Genomic DNA, 24399 nt, shown 5'->3' on the forward strand with positions numbered 1-24399 from the left:
ACTTCCTATTTGATATTAATTTTTTTGATAATATATTTAATTTTGGATTTGTTTTCGTTTATAGAGTTTGAATAGATTTATTGCAATACTTGTCTTTTGTTTTGTTTTGGCAATTGAATTGTCGGGGCAGTGGTGCTGCATTGATACGAATTTAGTGATAAAAGATAATCTAACTCAGTCGCTAAGACTCCAAATTTCAGGTGCGATAAACAATGATCTGGCTACTACTTCTCAGGGCCTGTGTGGTGTTCGTATAAAATTTGATCATAAATTCATAGGTGATCTTACTATCAATTTAACTTCTCCGTCAGGTCAGACCATTGGACTAATAGGTCCTGTAGGAGATTCTGGTTTTACGTTTTTTTCAAAGTGGAACGTAACCTTTGTTCCATGTGCCCAAAAGGCAGTGCCGGATGTTGGCTTTAAAGCAAAATGGGATAATCTTCAGTTTTGGGGTATTCTTGGGCAGTTTTTTAATGGCACTTATTATCCTAATAAGGGATGTTTGGAAGACTTTGATTTAGGCAGTGTGAATGGTACCTGGACGCTTACCCTAATTGATAATGACAAGGGTTATGAGGGAAATATTGAAAGCTTTTGTCTTTTGTTTTGTGACAATTCTGGTATTTCTTGCAATACATGCAGCCCGAATGGAGGGTATTTTGATCAAACCTCCATTAGTTATTGTGAAAACAGTCCGGATCTAAACCTACTCATTCGACCCATCCAACCAAGCTTCATTCCGGATTCGACAATTTATGCATATGAGTTTTTAATAAGTTCCGGTGACCTTATAAATCAAAAGACAAATTCACTTGATTTTAGAAATTACCCTCCCGGCAATTATGAGATTTGTGCGATTTCATACCTTAAGGCTGACAGTTTGAAAATACCGAAAGGAGGTCAGGGAACTAAATTATCGGAATTCAAAAATGACTTGGCGGCAAACAGAAGTGGAACATGCGCAGAATTGTCTAAAAATTGCATCGATCTTAAAATCAACAAAGTTCCACCAACGCTGGATTTTAATGCTTTTATTTGTCGAGGCGATAGTTTTATACTGGACAGTATTTCCTATTTTTTAGAAGGAATTTACTCAATTAAGTATACTTCACAGGATGCCTGTGATTCAATTGTGAATTTGAATTTAAAGTTTGTAGATTTAAAAGCTCAAATTGTAAATCCTTTGCCGGAGATTAATTGCTTAAATCCGGTTGTAACCTTGGATGTGTCAGGATCCACTTTACCTCCAGGAACTGAAATTAAGTGGACAACACCCGATGGACAATTTTCAGATCTTTCTGATTTGCTCAGACCCAAAATTAATAAGGCAGGGACTTATAAAGTTTTACTAACCAAAGGTCAATGTGCTGATTCTCTGGAATTCTCGATTGCCAAAACTGGGACACCACCAGAATTGCAAGTTACAACTGATACACTCAACTGTTTAAAATCTTCAATTGTTGCCAAGGCCAATACGAATGTAATCAATCCATTCTGGGTTTGGCGTGATAACCTGGGGAATGTTTTGAGAAATTCCGATACACTCACTATTAATAAACCGGGAATATATTCAGTTCAAGTAACCGACCAATCAGGGTGTTCAAATCTTCAGATAATAAATATATTGGAAGATAAAACACGGCCGGTAATTAACCCATTGGCAACGACTATTACTTGCCGAATGGATTCATCTTTATTGACCTTTACGAGCTCAGACAGTATTCTAAAGTACAGTTGGTCAGGTCCTTCAATGGTGTACAATTCAGGTCTGATTAATTATGTTAAAATTCCAGGATTGTATAAACTCGAGGCAACTGGTAAGAATGGCTGTGTTGCAGAAGAATTTGTACAAGTGAAAGAGGCCATAAATATTCCTGACTTTAAATATGATGTGGATACATTGACTTGTTCTGATAGTCTGGTAAGAATTATTCCGATAATAAATTCTCCTTTGGAATTAATTGAATTTTCCGGACCGGACAGTTTTATTACCAATGAATTTGCACCATGGGTAAATAAGTCCGGAATTTATAAGGTAAAAATAATTGATACTGCTGGCTGCACATTGGATACCTTTTTAATAGTTCCTGAAAATAAGGAAGCGCCGGAATTTAGTTTGCTTGGAGAAGAATTAAATTGCGGGGAGGACAGTATTCAAATAATGTTAAATCATACCAACTTTCCTTTACAAGCATTTCAATACAGTTGGGATGGGCCGATTGGTTTTATTTCAAATCAGCAAAACCCATGGGTAAGACAAAAAGGAAATTATAAAGTTATTGTCACTGCTCCTAATGGTTGTGTTTCAGAAGATACCATCACCATATTCGAGGATAAGAACAGACCGGTAATTGATCTGACTGCACCTGAAATAAATTGTAGAGATACCTCCATTAATATTCAATCCAATTCAGCAACAGCCGTTCAATTTAATTGGCGTGGCCCATCCAACTTCATCAGTTCTCAGAAAAACCCATCCATCACTCAAGGTGGAATTTATATGGTCACGGTAACTGCCGCAAATGGATGTACCTCAGAAAAATCTATTGAAGTTATTGAAAATAAAAGATTGGGGATCGGGAATGTTCGAGGGGATACAATTAATTGCAATCGGGATTCATCCTTTATTTTTGTCCAAACGGTTGTACAAATAGACACTTTTGAATGGTCGGGTCCATTGAATTTTAGTTCATCCACTTTAGAGCCTACAGTTGGAATAGGTGGTTGGTATTATTTATTTGCCAGAGCAATCAATGGTTGCATTTCACGAGATTCTGTATTTGTTGTAGAAGATACCATGAAGCCCGCAATCCTCTTAGAAGCTGACTCCATCACCTGTGATAAGGCATTTGCCAATATAATCACAACTGTAAATGATTCAATTGCAGATTTTATTTGGGTGTTGCCGACTATGGATACTTCAAGAACCCAAAATTTGCGAACTAATTTAGAAGGTATTCATACTTTGTATGTAACAAGTTCTAATGGTTGTTCTAATTCAAAAGAAATATTTATCCAATCCTCAAAGGACAAACCTATATTGAATTTAATGTCTGACACCATTACCTGTAAGTCCAATGCAGCATTTATTCGAAATTCTTCATCCAGTGCAACTGATCGCTATTTATGGGAGCGCCCGGATAAATCAATTGATACAAATAAAATAATCACCACTGATATCACTGGATGGCATTTAGTGACCGTAACTAATTCATTGGGCTGTATCAATGTGGATTCTATTTTTGTAGTAAGTAATGTAGTTAAACCGTCCATTTCATTCTCAGATACCTTTTTTAATTGTAAAAATGTTCAAAATGCCTGTCTCAAAATTTTAAGTACTTCAACTTTGGATTCTATAGATTGGACGAATCCAATGGGTGTAAAAAGTTCAGGTAATGAAATTTGTAATCCCTTATCCGGATTTTATAAAGTGACTGTGTCAGATGAATTTGGATGTAAAAATTCGGATTCAGTTTTTGTAAAATACGATACTAACTTTTCAATAATATCATTTAGCCTGGATACCATTAATTGTAAAGTGTCTCATGCGACTTTAAATTTAATAACGCAAGATTCTGTTTCCAAAATTGATTGGTTTGGCGCTTCAAACGTAATTCCAGTTTCAAGAAATAAATATGAATTTGGTTTGCCAGGACGCTACCTTGCCAGAATTGAAGGTGTAAATTTTTGTACATTGGATACCTTTTTTGATGTCAGGGCAGATACTTCAAATCCAATTTTTATTCTCACCGCGGATACTATAAATTGCTCACAACCAAGAGCCATGTTAAAAGTCGTTTCAATTGATTCAAACTTAAATTTCAATTGGACATTTCCAGATGGAACCCAGTATTTTGGAAATCCGGTAACGGCATTAGAAGGAGGCATACATTTCGTTAAGGTAACCTCACAAAGAAATTATTGTTCTGGATTTGATTCAGTTAGAGTGGTTGTAGATACTATACATCCCGATGTATTTGCCGTTGATGCATCCCTGCCTTGTAATTCAGATTCTATTCAATTAAAGGTTAGCTCGAATTGTAGTGATCCAATTTTTATTTGGACCGGTCCAAATAGATTTTTTGCCTCTGAACAAAATCCTTTTGCAAAGGATACTGGAACCTATAATGTATTTGTTATTTGTAAGAACAAATGCTCTGCGCAAACGAGTATTAAATTGGATAATGTTAAGACATTTCCGAATTTTATAGTTTCCGGAGGTGCAATTAACTGTTTGCAGGATTCTTTGCAATTGAAGCTGCAGATACAAAGTCAGGATTCACTAATTTCCTGGAGAGGGCCATCACAATTTTTTTCAAAAACTTCTGAGCCATTTGTCAATATTCCGGGAGCTTATACAGTCAGTGTTATCAATCTTGATGGATGTCGAAAAGACAGTACTGTTTTTGTTTCAATGGATACCTTAAAACCAGATTTTACAATTTTTCAATTGGATTCATTTAAATGCAATCAAAGACAAGTAAGACTTTTGGGGTTGGTGAATGATTCTGTGTCCGTTTTTGAATATTTATGGTCCAGTATCAACGGAAGAATCGTAAGTATTAATAATGTTAATACAGTTTTGATTGAATCTGAAGGCGAATATGAACTCGAGGTTAAGAATAAGTTGAATGGTTGTGTTTCGACTAGAAAATTTGTGGTCAATGAGGCTTCAAGAAGTCTCGACGGAGTAGAAGTGGTAATCGATGGACCTAGTTGTTTTGGAATTGAGGACGGAAAGATTTTAGTGAAAAATGTGCTTGGCGGAAAGCCACCTTATTCAGTCTCCCTGGATGGCTTGAACTTTAATTTAAATACAGAATTCAGAAACCTCCGTCCAGGTAATCAAAGGATTTACATTAAAGATGCATTTGGTTGTACTTATGATACTTTAGTGACTATTGTTGAGAAACCAGAGTTGAGTTTAAAAGTATTCAAGGATACCACTATTTTATTGGGACAAACAGCATTTATAACAGGCTTCACCAATGTGGATACCAATCTGGCAAAGAAGATAGAATGGATGCCATCTGAATCAATATTTTGCCCAAACTGTATAGAGACCTATGCTAAGCCATTAAAAACTACACGTTATAGGCTACACATTATTGATGAAAATGGTTGTGAGATTTCCGATGATCTTACCATATCAGTAATTACGGAGCCCAGGATTTTTATTCCGGATGTCTTCAGTCCAAATGGCGATAAAATTAATGATCAGGTAAATTTGGTAACTGGAGAGGATATACTGAAGGTAAAAAAATATGAGATCTACGACCGATGGGGGAATAAAGTTTTTGGGGCCTATGATTATGATCCTAAGCAAGTAGAATTAGGATGGGATGGGACTTTAAATGGTCAGGCTGTTAACCCTGGCGTTTTTGTTTATTTAATTGAGGCCCTTTCAGTCAATGGAAGTTCGGTTTATAAAAAAGGAAGCCTGACTCTTGTCAGATAGAATAAAAATTTAAATTTATTTTTTAATTAGTTGATAATTAATGCTCTAGCTTAAAATTTAGTTTTTTGATCTCTAAATTTAAAATTTTTCATTAAAAAAATCTTCAGCGTTGCAACGGATATCATATTTGTGGGGTCTTATTGTTAGCCGAAAAGATTGGCCTGATTATAGTTAATTCGTTAATAGGTTTGCTGGAACATATGAGTTGTATTTTTAATCTTAATATATTCTTGCAATTTTATTTGTAAATTGTTGTTAATCAGTGTACTTTTATTCGGCTTTTCAGGAGCTCGTATATAATTTAATTTAATGTATAAGTCAAACAAAAACAATATGAATAAAATTTTACTCTCCTTTGTGATTGGATTTTTTTCCATCTGGAGTTTAGAACTTACTGCACAATGCACCCCGCCATCAGCGGATGAATGCGAAGACGCCAACGTTCTTTGTTCATTAGATGAGGTAAATGGGTACACCTGCCAGAATACAACTTATTCCAATCCTACCGGTTGTTCGCCACTCTGTCCATCAGGTGGGGGAGCTCATAATACCGGTTGGTGGGCATTTGTGTGCGATGGCGGACCAGTGACCATTACAATTACTTTTAGTAACTGTTCCGTAAATGGTACAGGTGTACAGATGGGTATTTGGGGGGATTGCGATTGTAATGAATCCATTGTATGTAATCCAAATTGTAATGGTGCTGGGTCATTTACTTTGTCTGGTAACCTTACTGCTTGTAAAACATATTATCTGTTTGTGGATGGATGTTCCGGAGACGTATGTGATTTTACCTTGACAACTTCAGGTGGTTCAGCCCCAATGTTGCCACCTTTAGGTAATATCATGGGCCCTCGCGATGTCTGTAAAGGTGCTTGCAATATTAAATACACCATCAATACGGGTGGAGCCTGCGATCCTACTTATGAATGGACCTTAGATGGAACAGAAATCGGAAGTGGATTGGGCGAAGTAACTTTGGACTTTCCGGATGAAGGTGATTTCCAGCTTTGCGTTACAGCCTACATCGGTAACCCACAATCAGGTTCAATTTGTGACCAGGATGGTCCGAAATGTATCACCATTCGCGTAAGACCAATTGCCGATAAGGTAGGTCCTCCTTGGACTTTGTGCAACGAACGAATACCATTTAATTGGCATGGTGAACAGATAAGCGCAACTGGTGAATACCGACATGAATTTACTGATCGGGCAACTTGCTGTAAGTTTGACTCCGTGCGCCAATTCATTGTGCTCGAAGTCCCGGAACCTCCGGATGTATACCATTTAGGTTGTGATAATAATGATGTCTATATTGACCCAACCACGAGACAGGTTTTTAGTACCTGCCAAAACGGAAAAATTGTCAACTTGCCAAAATCAACAGATCCATGGAGATGTGACAGTACCTACAAACTAACTGCTATATTTTTGGATTACAATGTCACTTTTAGAGAGTATTGTATTGGTGGTAAATTAGAAATTCAACCAAGAGTTATCGATCGTACCAAAACTTGTGGAGCCGCCGGCTTGTCTACAGATATAAGTTACAAATGGTTCTTAAAAAATGATCCAGCCAAAAAGGCAATCGGCAACGATGAAATTCTTACAGATGTAGAGAAAAAAGATGACTATTGTGTGGAAATAAAGGTATTGGCAAATCTTGGAGATAAGGCAATCGTTTGTTTTTATGAATTCTGTGAGCAGTTTGATGAAGATCAATTCAAGCCTAAAAAGGTATGTCCTAAAGGTGATTTGCAGGTTTGTAAGGGTAAAACGGGTATTTATTATATAGATACTATTTTGCCAAATGATGTTTATTTCCTAAACTGGAATGTGAGTGGAGGTACAATCCTTACAAAAAATGCTTTTGATACCACCGTTATTGAGGTATTGTGGAATACAAATGCGCCAATAGGAACTGTTTGTTTCAATTTTGAGTCCAATTGTGGTCCAAGCCCTGAGTGTTGCATTGATGTGGAAATAGTTCCTTCTCCTGCTCCTGATGCTGGGCCGGTAATTTCTGTTTGTGGTCTGTCCACGAGCTTCCAAGGTAAAAAAGATGTTGGAGGTCAATGGACTAAAATTTCAGGACCTGGCAATGTTACGTACAGTGATCAGTTTGATGATAAGTCTTTAGTTACGGTAGATCAATACGGAACTTATGTTTTTGGTTATACGGAAACACGCTTAGGTTGTATTACAACTGATTCTACCACCATTAACTTTAATGATACTCCTATCAAAAGTCCAGCAAATTATATCTGTAATTCCAATAACAAAGACTACACTTTTAATTTTCAAATTTCCGGAGGTAAGAGTCCATATACAGTTATAAAAGGAAATGGAACGGTAAGTCCTTTAGGTGTCTACAATTCAGGAGTCATCTTAAACTTGGCCAACGATACAGTTATAATCAGAGATGTGAATGGTTGTGAATTTACTTTCATTCATGTCTATGAGTGTAAATGCACCAACAATCTTGGTAATCTGGATAAGACCCAACAAATACTTTGCGAGGATGGTGTCGTGGTCATAAACTATGATGCATCCGGTCAGATCCTGGATCCAAGTCCGAATAAAGACACTATTATATTCTTTATTTACACGGATCCGAATAATCCTTATAGTTCAAGAATTAGAGACATCAGTTCACTTTCTATACCTTATGATCCAAGTTTCGTTTATGGACAAACTTATTATGTAGGAGTTATTTTGGGACGTACAGACAACAAAGGTGGAATTGATCAAATTAAAGGTTGCCTGAGAGTAGATGGTGGCGTTCCATTTGCCTTCTACAAAATCCCTTCACCAAACGCAGGTCCGGATGATGCAATTTGTGGACGGGTATATGATCTAGGTGGTTTCCAATCGATCCCGGGATCTCGAATTGAATGGAGATTGGTACAGGGACCTACTCCAAATTCAGGTGTATTGTTCAACAACACACTTGATCCTGCCAGTCAGGTAAGTGCTTTGGGTGATTTCGGAACCTATGTTTTTGAATTGGAAGAAAACAACAATGATATATGCATCCAGAAGGATGTGGTAAGCATCACATTTAATCCTTCTCCGGAAGTAAGAAATGTGGAACCAAGGTGTATTGCTTTTGGCGCACCTGGTTCTAAAGATGGAAAATTCATTGTCGAAGCTGATTTGATGAGTGGAAGGCCGCCTTATACATTGATTACTGCCAAAGGTTCCATCAATGGTAACAAATGGGTTTCCGATACGCTTGCAAGTTTGGACACTTTCAGTATCCAAATTCAAGATGCGAATGGATGTATTTCTCAGTTGACCATTGATATTTATAATTGTAATTGTGACCCAATTGATGCTGGAAACCTTGACAGTTTGTTAACACGTGTTTGTGAAGATGAATGTGTTCCAATTAAGAATTTAATTCCAGAAAGCATTAATACCGCAGAAGATGTAGCCATTTATATTTTACATAAAGGTTCTTACAATGACCCTTCTACAGTGTTGGATACATTATATTCAATTAATGACATCATTTGTTTCGACAAAACCAAAATGTTATTGGGCGTAGAAACTTATTACATAACCAGGGTGGTTGGGGAAGACCTTGCACCAAGGGATGGAGTAGTTGACATAAAAGATCCTTGTAAGCGCATTTCTAATAACCAGCCAATCATTTGGGAACCATATCCTTTAGCTGATGCTGGATTAGATAAAGACATTTGCGGACTTACTTTTCCATTAGATGCCAATCTTACTTTAGGTAACGGAACCTGGCGTCAAATAGGTGGAAATAATGCAATATTTGCGGATCCTAATGCACCTTCTACCACTGTTACAGTGCCTGGTTATGGAACCTACAACTTTGAATGGGCAGTCTTCAATTATAATTGTGACGCCTATGATTCTGTTTCTGTTACTTTCTTGGATGCTCCAGAATTTATTGACAATACCTATACAGTAGAGTGTGACAATACAGCAGAAAACTATCGGGTAAGGATAACATCAAGAAATGGTAACAGACCTAGCTGGAATATTCAAGGGGAGCATTCTGTTAATGATCCTTTGGCAGGTAACTTTGAAGCCGGAGATCGTTGGTTGACTGACTGGATCCCTCAAGGGAATGCATTCCTATTGACCATTCGTGATAAAAATAATTGTTTGGTAGATTCATTCCAGGCTGTTGAGATTTGTAATTGCATCACAGATGCAGGAGTTTTAACTTTGGCTCCAAACAATCTTTGTTTTGATGCAGCTGCACAGGCCAACTATACAGTAGCGCCTGGGGTATTAGATGGAAATGATATTTTTAGATATGTACTTTATGACGGCCTTCCTGGTAATCCAAGAGGTGGCTCCATCATTAGTTTTAATGACAATGGTAGATTTGTTTTTAACCCTGCTACCATGCAACTTGGTAAGACGTATTACATAGCTGTATTTGTTGGAAATATTGATCCTACAACGGGTAATGTGAACTTTACTGATCGCTGTTTGGACAATACTCCAGGTGTTCCTGTAGCATGGTTCTCTTACCCGGTCGCAGCTATCAGCGGACCTACTGAGTTGAATTGTAAAGTCACTTCAATTACTTTAAATGGAGCAGTTTCTACCAGCGGTTCAGGTGATCAGTTGGCTTTTAACTGGACGACTTCAAATGGACAATTTGTAAATCCTGGTCAGGTTACAGGCTCAACAGTAGACATTAATAGACCTGGTACTTACAATCTGGAAGTAGTTGACCCTAGAGCTGGCTGCAGACATCAAACTAGTTTTGTAGTTACTCAGGACATTGTTAAACCTAATGTTGATATTAAAACTCCTGGAGTTTTAACCTGTGACGTTAAAACACTTAACCTTGATGGAACAGGTTCATCAACTGGGGCTATTTATCAGCCGACTTGGTCCGGTCCAGGAAATCTTATTGGCGGAAGTACCTATTCTCCGACTATAAATGCTGTTGGAACGTACACTTTGATGGTTGAAAATCTGAAAAATGGTTGCGTGGATCTCAAAACGATTAATGTAACGGAAGATGTAGCTCTGCCTGTTGCTGATATCAGTCAAAAAGGAAATCTGACTTGTTCTGTTAACCAAATCCAATTGGATGCTTCCGGCTCGCGGGCTAATTCAGGAACCATAGGTTCATTTACCTGGGTAGGTAGCGTTCTTTCTGGACAAGGAACCAATACGGTAACAGTTGGTAAGCCAGGTGGAACATTTATAGTAACGATAAAAGACAGTAAAAACGGTTGTATCGATTCAGATACAATAGATGTAACTGAAATTGGAAATCCATTAGCTGATTTACTGGTGGATCCGGTTAATCCAAAATGCTTTGGAGAGCGTAATGGTACCATTACCGTTAATCAAGTGTTAGACGTTAATAACCAACCTTTAGGTAATTTACAGTTTTCATTTAATGGTGGACCTTACACTTCCAGTAAGTCATTCAATAACTTGGGTCAGGGTTCTTATAAGATTTCTGTTAAAGATCCTAATGGATGCTTGTTGGAAAGAACTTATAATCTTATAGAACCAGGAAAATTGGGTATAGAAGTGATCAAGAGTATTGTGGTTGATCAGGGTTCTTTGGTCAGGTTGGATTCGCTGTTACTTGCACTTCGTGGAGGAACTTCTACAAATGGAGCATACAAGGATACAACTTGGTTCAACATTGATCAGCAAGTGGACTGGGAAAGTAAGTTGAATTATTTGGCGGATACTACCAGAGAATTCCTAATCACAGGGATCGATCAAGCTGGTTGTGAAATCAGCGACAGAGTTAGAGTCTTGGTTAGAATTATTAAAGATGTGTGGTGGCCAACTGTCATATCTGCTAATGGAGATAATCTGAATGATCATTTCAATGTTTATGGTAAACGAGTTAGAAATGTAAGATTGCTTCAGATTTACGACAGATGGGGCTCACAGGTCTATTCTCAAACTAATCTTCCTGATGGTAATACAAACAGATCTGTTGGTTGGTCTGGTGACTTTAAAGGAAAGAAAGCTCTTCCAGGGGTATATGTTTTCTATGCAGAGATAGAATATGAAGGATCTACTGGATTTGAGAAAGTAAAAGGAGAGTTTACTCTGCTTCGATAAAAATTTTAAATTGATTTTAAAGGCCTCCAATTGGAGGCCTTTTTTTTTGGGATAATTTTTAACCTTTCAAAATTTTCTGCTGCTCAAAATCATCCATTGAAATGATATGAATTTTCTAAGTTAATCATATAAGTAATAGCTTTGGGCTTTGTAATTTTAGTTTTAAGTAATGAGTGTTTTGATTGAATCTGATTTAAAGTGTTATCACTGCGGTGATAAATGCGATGATTCAATTTGTATAGAAGACAAAGTTTTTTGTTGCTATGGTTGTAAAACAGTTTATGATTTGCTGAATCAAAATCAATTATGTGATTATTATAACTTTCAACAAGGGGCGGGACTAAAAGTGAAGTCCATAAAATCTGACCGATTTGCATATCTCGATCGGATTGAAATTTCCAGTAAGTTTATTATATTTAAAGATAAAGAATGGGCGCATCTTAAATTTGAAGTTCCTCAGATGCATTGCATTTCATGCCTTTGGCTACTTGAAAATCTTCACAAATTGAATTCAAATATTTTGAGTTCAAAAGTCGATTTTAATAGAAAAATAGTAAAGGTTGTGATCAATTCAGATTTCCTGAGCGTGCGGGAAGTGGTTGAGTTAATGAGTTCAATAGGGTACGAGCCATATATTTCATTGGAGAAAATGGATGAGAAATCTCCAAAGATGGTAGACCGATCTTTGATTTACAGGATTGGCATCGCTGGCTTTTGTTTCGCCAATATAATGCTTTTGAGTTTTCCGGAATATTTAGGATTGGAGATATCAAAAGATAAAGATTTGGGTTTAACATTCAGATATTTAAATGTTATTCTTGCTTTACCTGTCTTTTTTTATGGTGCAGCGGAATTTTTTAAAATGACCTGGATTGGTATCAAACGCCGATACCTAAACATTGATGCACCCGTTTCTCTGGCCATTGTGGTAACTTTTGTAAGAAGTGTTTATGAAATTTTTTCCGGAATCGGACCAGGATTTCTGGACAGTATGTCTGGAATTGTTTTTTTTATGTTGGTTGGAAGGTATTTTCAATCGAAAACCAAAGCTTCATTATCATTTGATCATGATTATAAAACTTATTTTCCTGTTGCAGTTACCAAGCTGGACCATGGCAAAGAGGTACCCGTTTTACTTCATGAAATTTCTGTGTCTGATGTTTTAAAGTTACGACATGATGAAATTTGTCCAGTGGATGGAATCTTGTCAAAAGGGGAGGCAAAAATAGATTACAGTTTTATTACCGGAGAAAGTGACGAAAAAAGAATAGATACAGGAGGAATGATTTATCAGGGAGGAAGGGTTATAGATGCCTCCATAGAAATTCTAGCTCTTAAACCTTTTTCGAAGAACAGTTTTGTTGACCTTTGGAACAACCAGGTTTTTTATCAGGAAAAGCAAGATCAGTCAGTCATTCATAAATTGAGCAGTTATTTTTCAATACTTGTGTTTTTGATTTCATTTATTGCAGGTACCTACTGGTATTTTATAGATCCTTCGAAATCTATTCACGCATTGAGTTCAGTATTGATCGTGGCATGTCCATGTTCTCTTTTATTAACTTCGAGTTTCACTAATGGGTATATACTTCAATTATTCTCAAAATACGGCTTATACCTAAAGAATCATTTGGTTATTGAATCTTTGGCTGGAATCGATACAATTGTTTTTGATAAAACCGGAACGCTCACAGAACCTGAGTCAAAGGATATTGAATTTGTAGGATCAAATTTGACTCATGAGCAATTAAATTTATTGATTTCTTCAATAGATAATTCAAGTCACCCTTTGGGTAAAATGATTGCTTCCAAATATAAAAGTCACTCAATTTTTATACCTGACCATTATAAGGAGTTTCGACATCTTGGTTTAGAATCTAAAATTGGAAATTCCAATATAAAAATGGGTAACAAAATGTTTGTTCTGGGTCAACCTGAAGAGAACTCGACTGAATCTATTGTATATTGCTCGATTGATGAAAGATTCCTTGGTAAATTTCTATTAAAACAAAAACTTAGGGAAAACATAGGTGATACACTTCGAAATTTATCCGGATATCAATTAAGAGTATTAAGTGGTGACACCGTAATGAAACTTGAAAATATTTCCTCACTTCTTCCATCAAATACATCACTACTGGCAAGTCAATCTCCTCTGATGAAGAGACAGTATGTGGAAGGTTTGCAATTGTCAGGGAAGAAGGTATTAATGGTTGGAGATGGATTAAATGACGCAGGAGCTTTAAAACAGAGTGATTGTGGCATCGCAGTAGTAAATGATTCATTTTGTTTTTCTCCGGCTTCAGATGCTTTACTCGCGGGTGATCATTTGTTTAGGATCCATTCCATTTTGAAAGTTGCCCGCAAATCGCAACTGCTCATAAGAGTGGTATTTGCCTATTCGATCATTTACAATATCATTGGAGTTGGCTTTGCGGTATCCGCTCAGCTTACACCTTTTGTAGCCGCAATTTTGATGCCCATTTCATCCATTAGTATAATTTTGTTAAGCTATTTTATGGTAAAAATGCTTGAAAATAAATATTTTTATAAATATATAAATAATTGATATTCAATATGATTAAAATCATTTTTTAATCTGATTGACATTATTTGTGAAACTAGATATTAAAGGGACTTTTGTTAAAATTTACGTATTGAAGGTCATTATATTACTTTTACTAATAAGCTTGGCTGTTGCCATCTTTTTTTTGGTTGCATTTATTTGGGGCGTTCAAGATGGTCAGTTTGATGATGATTATGCCCCCCCTCGTAGAATTTTATTTGATTCAAAAGACATTAACCACATAGATTAGATTATGGAGCTACAGAAATTTTATTACGACAACACCAATGTTAGAAATTTTGCTTACGCAACTGTTATTTGGGGTATTGTTGGTTTTTTACTGGGAGTCATAATTGCCTTTCAATTGGCTTTTCCTTCCTGGAATCTAGGGTTCTCTTTCACCACTTTTGGCAGATTGAGGCCCATCCATACGAATGCGGTAATTTTTGCTTTTGTAGGCAACGGAATATTCACAGGTGTGTACTATTCACTCCAACGACTTTTAAAAACTCGAATGTGGAGTGACACACTTAGTAAAATTCATTTTTGGGGATGGCAATCAATTATTGTATTGGCGGCTGTTACCCTTGCCCTTGGACTTACAGAAGGAAAAGAATACGCCGAACTAATTTGGCCTATAGACATCCTGATTGCATTAATCTGGGTCATTTTCGGAATCAATATGTTTGGGACCATATTAACCAGACGGGAGCGGCACATGTATGTGGCCATTTGGTTTTATATAGGAACTTGGATAACGGTTGCCATGCTTCACATCGTCAATTCGTTTGCAATTCCAACATCCTTAACACACAGCTACAGTTTTTTCGCAGGTGTTCAAGATGCATTGGTACAATGGTGGTATGGACATAATGCCGTGGCGTTCTTTTTGACAACACCTTACTTAGGGATCATGTATTACTTTGTTCCCAAAGCAGCAAATCGCCCGGTATATTCCTATAAATGGAGTATTATACATTTTTGGGCATTAATTTTTATTTACATCTGGGCAGGTCCTCATCATTTATTGTACACAGCCTTACCTGATTGGGCGCAGTCATTAGGAACGGTTTTTAGTATTATGCTCATTTTACCAAGTTGGGGTGGAATGTTGAATGGTTTATTTACATTAAGAGGTGCTTGGGATAAGGTCAAGGAAGATCCGGTTTTGAAAATGTTTGTAGTGGCCTTGACTTGTTACGGAATGAGCACCTTCGAAGGACCTATGATGTCTTTGAAAAACGTAAACGCAATTTCACATTACACAGATTGGACCATTGCACATGTTCATATCGGGGCCTTGGGTTGGAATGGGTTTTTGACTTTTGGTATGTTGTATTGGTTGGTTCCAAGAATTTACAATACTAAATTATATTCAACCAAAATGGCCAATACGCATTTTCTGATTGGTGTAATTGCGATTTTATTGTATGCGATACCAATGTATTGGAGTGCATTTTCTCAAGCTTTCATGTGGAAACAATTTACGGAAGCCGGTCAGTTGAAATATCAGTTTTTGGAGACGGTTACCAAAATAATTCCGCTGTATATCGTAAGGGGTTTGGGAGGAACAGTTTTTCTTTATGGTGCGGGATTGATGGTTTATAATTTATATAAAACAGTCCAATCCGGTAAATTTCAGGCTGACGAACCTGCTGAAGGTCTTGCCTTGAAAAGCCAACCACTCACAGTTATGCAAACTTATTGGCACAACATTATAGAACGCAAACCTCTAATGATGTTGGTTTTAAGTTTATTGGTGGTTGCCATAGGAGGTTTAATTGAATTAGTTCCTACTTTTTTAGTGAAGTCAAATATACCCACAATAGCTTCAGTTAAACCCTATACACCTTTAGAGTTACAAGGTCGGGATCTATACATACGGGAGGGTTGTTACAATTGCCATTCCCAGATGATACGGCCATTCAGGGATGAGGTAGCTCGTTATGGAGAATTTTCAAAAGGAGGTGAGTTTGTATATGACCATCCTTTCCAATGGGGCAGTAAACGAACCGGCCCGGATTTGGCAAGGATAGGAGGTAAATACACGGACAGCTGGCATTATTTGCATATGCGTGAACCTGCGTTGATCTCTCCGGGATCTATAATGCCGGCCTACCCATGGCTATATGAAAATGATCTTGATTTAAATACTACCCCGGCCAAGATTAGAGCTATGCAGACATTGGGGGTACCATATCCGGAAAAATATGATGAAAAAGCAAATGATGATCTGCAGGCTCAGGCAATAGAAGTTTATAGGAGATTGAAAGCTGAGAAAATTGATGCGGATCCCAATAAAGAAATTATTGCATTGATTGCTTATATGCAAAGAATGGGAGTTGATGGAAGGTTAAATCAAAATAAATAATTTAGAAAGATGAAATTCAAGAATTATTTATGCTCAATTGATCATGTTAATATTTATCCCTTGGTGGGTTTGGTCTTGTTTGTTAGTTTTTTTGTATTTGTATTGATTTATGTGGTTTCTATGAAAAAGGAAGAATCCAGTCAATACGCTAAAATTCCATTGGAGTCTTAATATTTAAAACTTATGAAATCAAAATTTTTATTTTCAATAATTCTAGCTATTCTTGGTATTAACCAGTTAATTTATAGTCAGGGTGGAGTGGCAAATAATACTCCTGTACAAAATGATCCATATGACATGGTCAGGTACATGATGATATTTGTATGTCTAGTTTTGTTAATAATTATTGTTGTTTTAGGAAATGCATTGCTGGCAGCCTCAAAGCAATATTTAAGGAACAAAATCAATGGGAATTCTTCAAAAATTTTATCGCTGGTTTCAGGATTGATTACCCTAAGTTTTTGGATGTTCCCAAATCAATCAAATGCTCAATCTACAACAGTATTATTGATAGATTGGGGATTGATTCCTATGGATATTTGGGCAATGATAATTTTAGGAATTTTGGAGTTTATCATTATTGTTTTTATATCCAATAAAATTAAAGGATTCGTAACTCCGGAATCTGAAATACTGGAACCAAAGATAAGAGATTCATGGTTGGCCAGAATTTGGAGAAAGGCAAATAATTTTAGACCTATTGAGCAAGAATATCAAATTGATTCAGGTCATAATTATGATGGAATTCGTGAGTTGGATAACAAAGTTCCGGGCTGGTGGAGTTTCGCTTTTTTAGGCTGCATTTTGTTTGGTGCTGTTTACATGTATAGATATCATATTGCATATTCAGCTCCACTACCACTTGAAGAACTGAGTATTGCCCAAGCCATAGCAGCCAAGGCAAAGGCCGAGTACATGAAGAATCAAGCAGAATCAATTGATGAGAATTCAGTGGTCATGTCAGATGCAGGAGGAATTGCAGAAGGAGCTGAGTTATTTAAAGTAAACTGTGTAGTCTGTCATCTTGCACAAGGGCAGGGTAGTATTGGTCCAAATTTGACGGATGATTACTGGATTAACAAAGGTGGCTTGAAGGATATTTTTGCAACCATAAAATATGGAGTACCTGCAAAAGGCATGAAATCATGGGTAGAAGATTTTAGTCCGAGACAGATTGCTAATTTAGCAAGCTTTGTTAAATCATTAAGGGGTTCTAATCCACCAAATCCTAAGGAGAAACAAGGAGAGCTATATGTAGAAGAATCGTCCGGTTCACCATCAGTTGATACTACAAAAAATACTAAAGCAGTAGATTCGACATCACTAACTAAATAAGAATGGCATTACAACCGAAGAATGATGTTGATTTTAAGGATCGTATTTCTACGGTTGATTCAAAGGGAAAAAGGAAGTGGATTTATGCCTTAAAGCCTGAAGGTACATGGTATAATTATAGGTCCTACCTAAGCTATTTTTATTTAATTGTCTTTTTTGTCCTTCCGTTTTTAAGTATAAATGGAAGCCCGATTTTAATGTTTAATTTTCCGAAGGCCGAGTTTGTAATATTTACTGTGGTTTTTACTCCTCAGGATTTTGTGATGTTCGGTTTGGCCATGCTGACTTTTATTTTTATTATCATTGTATTTACAATGATTTATGGGAGATTGTTTTGTGGTTGGGTATGTCCACAAACCGTTTTTCTGGAAATGGTGTTTAGAAAGATCGAATATCTCATAGAGGGAAACGCCAATATTCAAAAGCTAAACGATTCAAAACCATTTAACCTGGAGAGAGGCGTTCGTAAAATATTAAAGCATTTAGTTTTTCTATTTGTTTCGTTTTTAATTTCCAATACCTTCCTTTTGTACATTATAGGTAAGGATGAGTGGTTAACCTTGATTTCCGACCCATTGAAATATCATATAATTGGTTTAATTTCAATACTGGTATTTACATTGGTATTTTATACTGTTTTTGCTTTTGTACGGGAAATCGTCTGCACAGTAGTTTGTCCTTATGGTAGGCTGCAGGGAGTATTAGTTGACAATAATACACTTGCTGTTAGCTACGATTCAAGGCGAGGAGAACCAAGAACAAAGCATAAATTGGATGATCAACAAGGAGATTGCATAGATTGTAATTTGTGCGTAGCAGTGTGCCCGACCGGAATTGATATAAGGAACGGCTCTTCACAACTTGAGTGCACTCAATGTACTGCTTGTATTGATGCATGCAATATGATGATGTTAAAAGTTAAAAGGCAACCCGATTTGATTAAGTATGCTTCCGTAAATAATATAGAAACTAATAAAAACTTTAATTTTACGCCAAGAATTAAAGTTTTTTCCGGTATTTTAGTAGCGCTGGTTGCTCTATTTGTATATATTTTAGCTACTCGAACACAAATTGACTCTGTTGTCCTAAAAGTTCCTGGACAAATCCTTCAAACAAATCAGGATGGAAGCGTTTCAAATTTTTATTCTTTAAAATTAACAAACAAGGGAAAGAAAACGATACCTATTTCACTTTCGATGGAGGACGGTATTGGTACAATCGAGTTTGTTGGTCAAAAGATTGATTCAATAGCAGGAGGAACAAAACTAGATTGTTTATTTTTTGTTAGACTGGAAAAGAATCAAATTAAAGAACATAAGAGAAAATTGGAATTATTAATTAAAAGTAAGGATAAGATTCTGGCTCGGAAAGATTTGATTTTTGTAGAATTTTTATAACATCCCAGACTATATGAATTTTGGATATAAAGTGTTGATTGCCTATGTTGTAGGAGCGTTGGGGATTATTTTTATGGTGATATTAAGTTTGAATATCAATTTTGAGATGGCCGAGGACAATTATTACGCAAAGGAGGAAAAAATGGAACAGTACTTAGAAGGCAAACGAAATACCTCCGGTCTTGATGGGGGAATAGTTCAATTATCCTTAAATCAAAATTTCGTAATAGTAAATATAAACCGTTCACTAGATAGTTCCGGATTGAAAGGGGAGTTATATATGTACTATCCACCTTCAAAAGCACTTGATAGAAAAATGGACATTCATTCACCGGCGAACTATGTATATTCTTTTCCAAGATCCGAAATGGGTAAAGGAAAGTCCATTTTAAAGGTTTCCATTGAAGCTACCGGAAAGTTTTATTATGATGAAATCACAGTTATAAACTAAATGGTTGTTTTCCTAATTTCAGCTTTAACCTTGGGGCTTGGAAGTTCCTTACATTGTATGGGGATGTGCGGTCCATTGGTTATGGCTATGCCGTTCCAGGATTTAAATGGGGATGTTTCTACCTACCGTCTCATAATGTACCATGTGGGCAAAACTTTGAGCTATGCTTTTTTAGGGTTCATTTTAGGGAGTTTTGGAATGGGGTTTAAGCTTTTAGGATACCAGCAAGGATTTTCTTTATTCTTTGGTGTCTCTATATTGATTATCAGTCTATTCCCATATATAACTAAAAGCACAAGAACTTACCAAAATAAACTTTTCGGAAATTTAAGTCAGATCTCTGCAAGCTTGTTAAAGCGGTCTGGTAAAAATTCTATTTTTTATCTTGGAGTTGCCAATGGATTGATTCCTTGTGGAATTGTATACATTGCCCTGGCGGCATCAGTTTTAATGTATTCTTCCTTGAAAGCTTCAGTATTCATGATGATTTTTGGTCTGGCTACCATTCCTTCATTAAGCATAATAATTTATTCTAAAAGACTTATTACAAGTAGCTTTGGTAAAAATTTCAAGACAATGTCCCTTGTCTTCAGTCTGACACTGTCAATGCTTTTTATTATGAGAGGAATGAATTTAGGAATACCTTATTTAAGCCCGAAATTAGCAGAAAATTCAACTCTGAATTGCTGTCATAAAAAGTAAACCCATCCAGCTTAATCTAAGTAAACCGATCATTAAGAGCTCTTGATTACAAGGTACTCCGAATTATCTCTTACTTATGTGTTTAATTATCAGGTAATTATTCCTGTTCTGAGGTCCTAAGCTGTATCAGAAACCAAGAGCAAATGAAACAAACTGTACAAATTGAAGCAATAATCATAAATCGTGTTTTTAGTTAGTACATGCAAATATAGTATATATTATGAAAATGTTTAATATAAAATACAATGAACTTTTTTAGAAAAAAAACATTTACTTCTAAGTAATTGATTTCTATTCTTTTAAATTAAATTCAGCCTTATGAAAAAATTAGTTTTTTGCCTTTTATTAAGTATATCATTTAGTGGATATGCTCAAATTCAAACACCTGCTCCCAGTCCGTTTTGTAAAATCGAGCAAAAATTTGGTTTAGGATTGGTTACCATTGAATATTCCAGACCAAGCATGAAGAATCGAAAGGTCTTCGGAGAGTTAGTAGATTTTAATGCACTTTGGCGAACCGGCGCCAATAAAGCAACTAAAATTACATTTACTGATGATGTTTCTATTGAAGGAAAGAGCTTGCCAAAAGGTAGTTATGCATTGTACTCAATTCCCGGCGAACTTTCCTGGGATTTAATATTCTATTCAGATTGGGATCAACCAGGCACTCCTAAAAATTATGATATTTCAAAAGAAGCTGTCAGAGTTCAGGCTATTCCTGAGTTATTAACTACTTCTTATGAAACTTTCACCATAGACATTAATGACATAAAAAATGATGAGGCAACATTAAATATAAAATGGGAAAATACCGGAGTATCAGTTAAAATGAAAACAGACGTAGATACCAAAGTTGTAAAAAACATTGAAAAAGTACTTGCAGGGCCAAGTTCAGATGACTTTTACTTGGCGGCCAGATATTATTTTGATTCAGGTAAGGATCTAAATACAGCACTAGGATGGATACAAAAATCCAACACCATGGATGCCAAGTATTGGAAATTGAGAATTGAATCTCTTATTCTTGCAAAACTTGGCCGCAGAACAGAGGCTGTGGAAGTAGCCCAAAGGTCAAAAGCTTTGGCAGCAGCAGATGGTAACGAGGATTATGTAAAAATGAACAATGAATCCATTGCAGAATGGAGCAGAAATTAATAATTAAATTATAAACAGAATAAGTCCTTGTGGCCTAGGCTTCAGGGACTTATTTTTTTAAAAATCCCCTCACCGAAATAGCTCCACCGGTTGTTAGAATTTCAACGCCAAATTTGCCGCTATTCAATAATACTACGCTGCTGTCGGCCAAATTTATTTTAGCATTGAAAGGAGAACTGGGATTAGCGCCAATGTTCTGAATTCGTTTTATCCCATTATTTTCCTCAATGGCATAAGCCGCAAGAGCAGGATTGATACCATTAAAAGAAACATTTAGATCCAGCAAATTTCCATCTAAGTTGGCTGAAATTTTACCACTCCCGGTAAAACCTGTCAAGGCAATAAGGTCTCCTGTATATTCTCCGGTAGCACCATCAGAATCTTTGGAGCAAGATATCATAGCCATAGAGGCAACTATAAATATTATAGAAAATTTTAAAACTGACATATACTTGAATTTTAATTTTCTTCAAAGTGCTTGAAGAAATACTGACGGGCTAACAAATTTAATGTATTTTTTGAATATTATTGATTTATTTCACAATTATCTAGTTTTCAAAATTGTATTATTAAAAAATGGAAGTGAAAAATTAACGAATTTTAACTACTCAAGTTAGATCAGCGAATACCAGCGTTCCAACTCTAATCATGGTAGAGCCCTCTTCCAGAGCTATTTGGTAATCCCCTGACATACCCATTGAGATTTCTGTCAAACTCAATTTATAATTTGTCATCCTGTTGATTTTATCCAAATTGTTTTTTAATTGTCTAAATTCTTTGCGAGTGATTTGACGATCAGTAACAAGACTGCCAATCCCCATGACACCTTTAATTTCAATATTTTCCAATAAGTGCCAGGGATCAGTCTTCAAAGAATCCATTAAGCCATTTATTTCAAAACCATATTTACTTTCATCCGATGATATTTTTATCTGAAGCAGAATGGGAATTATTCTGTTGATCTTTTGAGCCTGTTTGTTGATCTCTAATGCCAGCTCAAATGAATCAACTGATTGAATGTTAGCAATGAATGAAATTATTGATTTGACTTTGTTCTTTTGTAAATGACCAATCATATGCCATTCAATGTTATTAGGGAGTAAATCTTTTTTTTGGGTCAGCAATTGGGCTTTGTTTTCAGCAAAATAACGATGTCCCAGGTTGTATAGTTTTAAGATGTTTTCAGGATCTTGCAATTTAGTAACCACAATTAACTTTGCTTGATACTTGGAGCACTCCGATTTAATCAATTCATAGTTAGTCATATAATCAATTAGATTTTTATTAATTCAATGGGAAGAGTTTGGCTGTCTTCAAAGGAATTTAAAGCATTTATTAATTTGAAATTTTTGTATTCGCCAAGGTTTTTTAAATAAATCTCGCATTCTGTTATCTTTTTTTTATAAAGCAAAAATTGGCGCATTGTGCCATTTAACAACGGTTCTGACGGAGTAAACCATTTGTTGTTTTTGCTTAATATAATATTGTGAATGGAAGTGTCACAAATTTTTCCATTTTTAATGATCAAAATTTCGACATTTTCTGGGAATTTGTTTTTTAGAAAATTTAAAATTTCTCTATCGGTATATTTATAAGAGTAATTAAGTTCAGGTTGCGGAATGGGCATTACTCCTGCAATTGATTTTGTTTCATAAGGAGTAATTTGAATCAAATAATCCAGAAGGTTGTAAGATAATTTTACTTTATAAATTTGGATTGGATTATCTTGTATATCAAAATTTATATTTTGAATTTCATGTGGTGTGTATCCTGGATAAAATCGTCCAAAAGTGCGGTTGATTCTACTTTGATGGGAAGATAAGTTTCTGATCTTACCTCCAATTAAGGCCATGCTCTCAAAAAATGGGAACATAAATCTTGTTCATATATTCTTGGTATTCCAGTTGCGGATCTGAATTATAGGTTATGCCTCCACCTGATTTAAAAAACAATTGATCATTTTTCTCCTCGATAAACCTGATCATAATGCCAGAATCGAGTTTGCCATTAGAAAATATTCCGAAAACCCCTGTGTAATATTCTCTTTCATAGTCCTCAGCCTCATGAATAATTTCAAGAGTCCTGGCTTTTGGAGCACCGCTCACAGAACCTGCCGGGAGAATTAAATCTAAAAGTGTCCCATATTTTTTTAAATACTTTTCTTTTAGATTTCCTGAAATTTCTGAACTCATTTGTACGATAATGCCATTGTTTGTATTTAACTGGTCTAAATACTTAAAGTTGTTCACCTTTACGTTCGTAGCAACTATGCTCAGATCATTTCGGAGTAAATCGACAATAGTCAGGTGTTCTGCGTTTTCTTTTGGATTTTCAAGTAATATTTCCGGCTTTTCTCCTTCTTGCAATTTATGAGTTCCTTTCATTGGAAAGGTACTGATTTTTCCTTCATTAATTTGAATGAAGCACTCAGGCGAGAAAACTACAAATTGGTCTTTGATCCAAAGCTTGTATTTGGCTTTACTTAATTTAAAAATCTCTAATAGATTTAAGTTGGTTTCAATTTCTGTTTTGAATGTCAAATTTGCCAGATAAGTGTTCCCAAGCGAAATTTGATTTTTTACTTGATTAAAATGTTCTAAATAAACTGAATATGGAATTGGTTTGTATTTAAAAGTAAATGATTTGGCAGCAATTGAGTACTTAATTTTTTGATTTATTTCATAATTTATGAGGTCTGTGTCAAGGTCAACTATTTTTTCACAGAAGCCAAATGTTTTGTTAAAATTTAAAACAAATATAAAATCTTCCTTTTCAGCCTGGAGTCTGTCTATCTTTTCAATAGCTTGTTGATAAGGGATGAATTGGTTCATGCTACAAAATTAAATTTCTTGACTAATTTTACGAGTAATTATC

15 protein-coding genes are annotated in these 24399 nt (G+C 35.8%); 11 read left to right on the plus strand and 4 right to left on the minus strand.

Annotation, left to right across the window (positions count from 1 at the left end; genetic code table 11):
• Positions 1-67 precede the first annotated feature (67 nt).
• From IPJ53_09330 to IPJ53_09380, 11 genes are all read left to right on the plus strand, one after another.
• A complete protein-coding gene (locus IPJ53_09330; GenBank protein MBK7799303.1) occupies positions 68-5461 on the plus strand; it encodes a gliding motility-associated C-terminal domain-containing protein in 5394 nt (1797 codons plus the stop codon).
• Positions 5462-5794: 333 nt separating this feature from the next.
• Positions 5795-11548 carry a gliding motility-associated C-terminal domain-containing protein gene (locus tag IPJ53_09335; protein ID MBK7799304.1) on the plus strand — a complete coding sequence of 1918 codons (5754 nt, stop codon included), beginning with the start codon at positions 5795-5797 and terminating at the stop codon, positions 11546-11548.
• A gap of 169 nt (positions 11549-11717) precedes the next feature.
• Entirely contained in the window at positions 11718-14117 is a 2400-nt protein-coding gene (locus tag IPJ53_09340; GenBank protein MBK7799305.1) for a heavy metal translocating P-type ATPase metal-binding domain-containing protein, read from the plus strand.
• An 88-nt stretch (positions 14118-14205) separates the two neighbouring features.
• Positions 14206-14364, plus strand: coding sequence for a cbb3-type cytochrome oxidase assembly protein CcoS (gene ccoS, locus IPJ53_09345; GenBank protein MBK7799306.1), 159 nt, complete (start codon positions 14206-14208; stop codon positions 14362-14364).
• Positions 14365-14367: 3 nt separating this feature from the next.
• Entirely contained in the window at positions 14368-16485 is a 2118-nt protein-coding gene (gene ccoN / locus IPJ53_09350; protein MBK7799307.1) for a cytochrome-c oxidase, cbb3-type subunit I, read from the plus strand.
• A gap of 9 nt (positions 16486-16494) precedes the next feature.
• A complete protein-coding gene (locus IPJ53_09355) occupies positions 16495-16656 on the plus strand; it encodes a CcoQ/FixQ family Cbb3-type cytochrome c oxidase assembly chaperone (GenBank protein MBK7799308.1) in 162 nt (53 codons plus the stop codon).
• Positions 16657-16668: 12 nt separating this feature from the next.
• Positions 16669-17820, plus strand: a complete 1152-nt coding sequence (locus IPJ53_09360) for a c-type cytochrome (GenBank protein MBK7799309.1) — start codon at positions 16669-16671, stop codon at positions 17818-17820.
• Positions 17821-17822: 2 nt separating this feature from the next.
• Entirely contained in the window at positions 17823-19217 is a 1395-nt protein-coding gene (gene ccoG / locus IPJ53_09365) for a cytochrome c oxidase accessory protein CcoG (GenBank protein ID MBK7799310.1), read from the plus strand.
• A 13-nt stretch (positions 19218-19230) separates the two neighbouring features.
• Positions 19231-19668 carry a FixH family protein gene (locus IPJ53_09370; GenBank protein ID MBK7799311.1) on the plus strand — a complete coding sequence of 146 codons (438 nt, stop codon included), beginning with the start codon at positions 19231-19233 and terminating at the stop codon, positions 19666-19668.
• Entirely contained in the window at positions 19669-20370 is a 702-nt protein-coding gene (locus IPJ53_09375; GenBank protein ID MBK7799312.1) for a sulfite exporter TauE/SafE family protein, read from the plus strand.
• A 318-nt stretch (positions 20371-20688) separates the two neighbouring features.
• Positions 20689-21525 (plus strand): DUF2911 domain-containing protein, encoded by an 837-nt coding sequence (locus IPJ53_09380; GenBank protein ID MBK7799313.1) that lies wholly within the window; start codon positions 20689-20691, stop codon positions 21523-21525.
• A 49-nt stretch (positions 21526-21574) separates the two neighbouring features.
• Here the strand turns inward: IPJ53_09380 and IPJ53_09385 are convergent, their stop codons facing one another.
• From IPJ53_09385 to IPJ53_09400, 4 genes are all read right to left on the minus strand, one after another.
• Positions 21575-21973 (minus strand): hypothetical protein, encoded by a 399-nt coding sequence (locus IPJ53_09385; protein MBK7799314.1) that lies wholly within the window; start codon positions 21971-21973, stop codon positions 21575-21577.
• 160 nt (positions 21974-22133) lie between these two features.
• Complete coding sequence (locus IPJ53_09390; GenBank protein ID MBK7799315.1) at positions 22134-22790, minus strand: YggS family pyridoxal phosphate-dependent enzyme; 657 nt, start codon at positions 22788-22790, stop codon at positions 22134-22136.
• Between the two features lie 8 nt (positions 22791-22798).
• The gene (locus IPJ53_09395; GenBank protein ID MBK7799316.1) at positions 22799-23377 is read right to left on the minus strand and encodes an aminotransferase class IV; all 579 of its coding nucleotides are present in this window, start codon (positions 23375-23377) and stop codon (positions 22799-22801) included.
• A gap of 4 nt (positions 23378-23381) precedes the next feature.
• On the minus strand, positions 23382-24356 hold the full coding sequence (locus IPJ53_09400) for an aminodeoxychorismate synthase component I (GenBank protein MBK7799317.1): 975 nt from the start codon (positions 24354-24356) through the stop codon (positions 23382-23384).
• Between the last annotated feature and the right edge of the window lie 43 nt (positions 24357-24399).

The sequence above is a fragment of the Candidatus Vicinibacter affinis genome (assembly GCA_016714365.1).
Classification (GTDB): Bacteria; Bacteroidota; Bacteroidia; order Chitinophagales; family Saprospiraceae; genus Vicinibacter; species Vicinibacter affinis.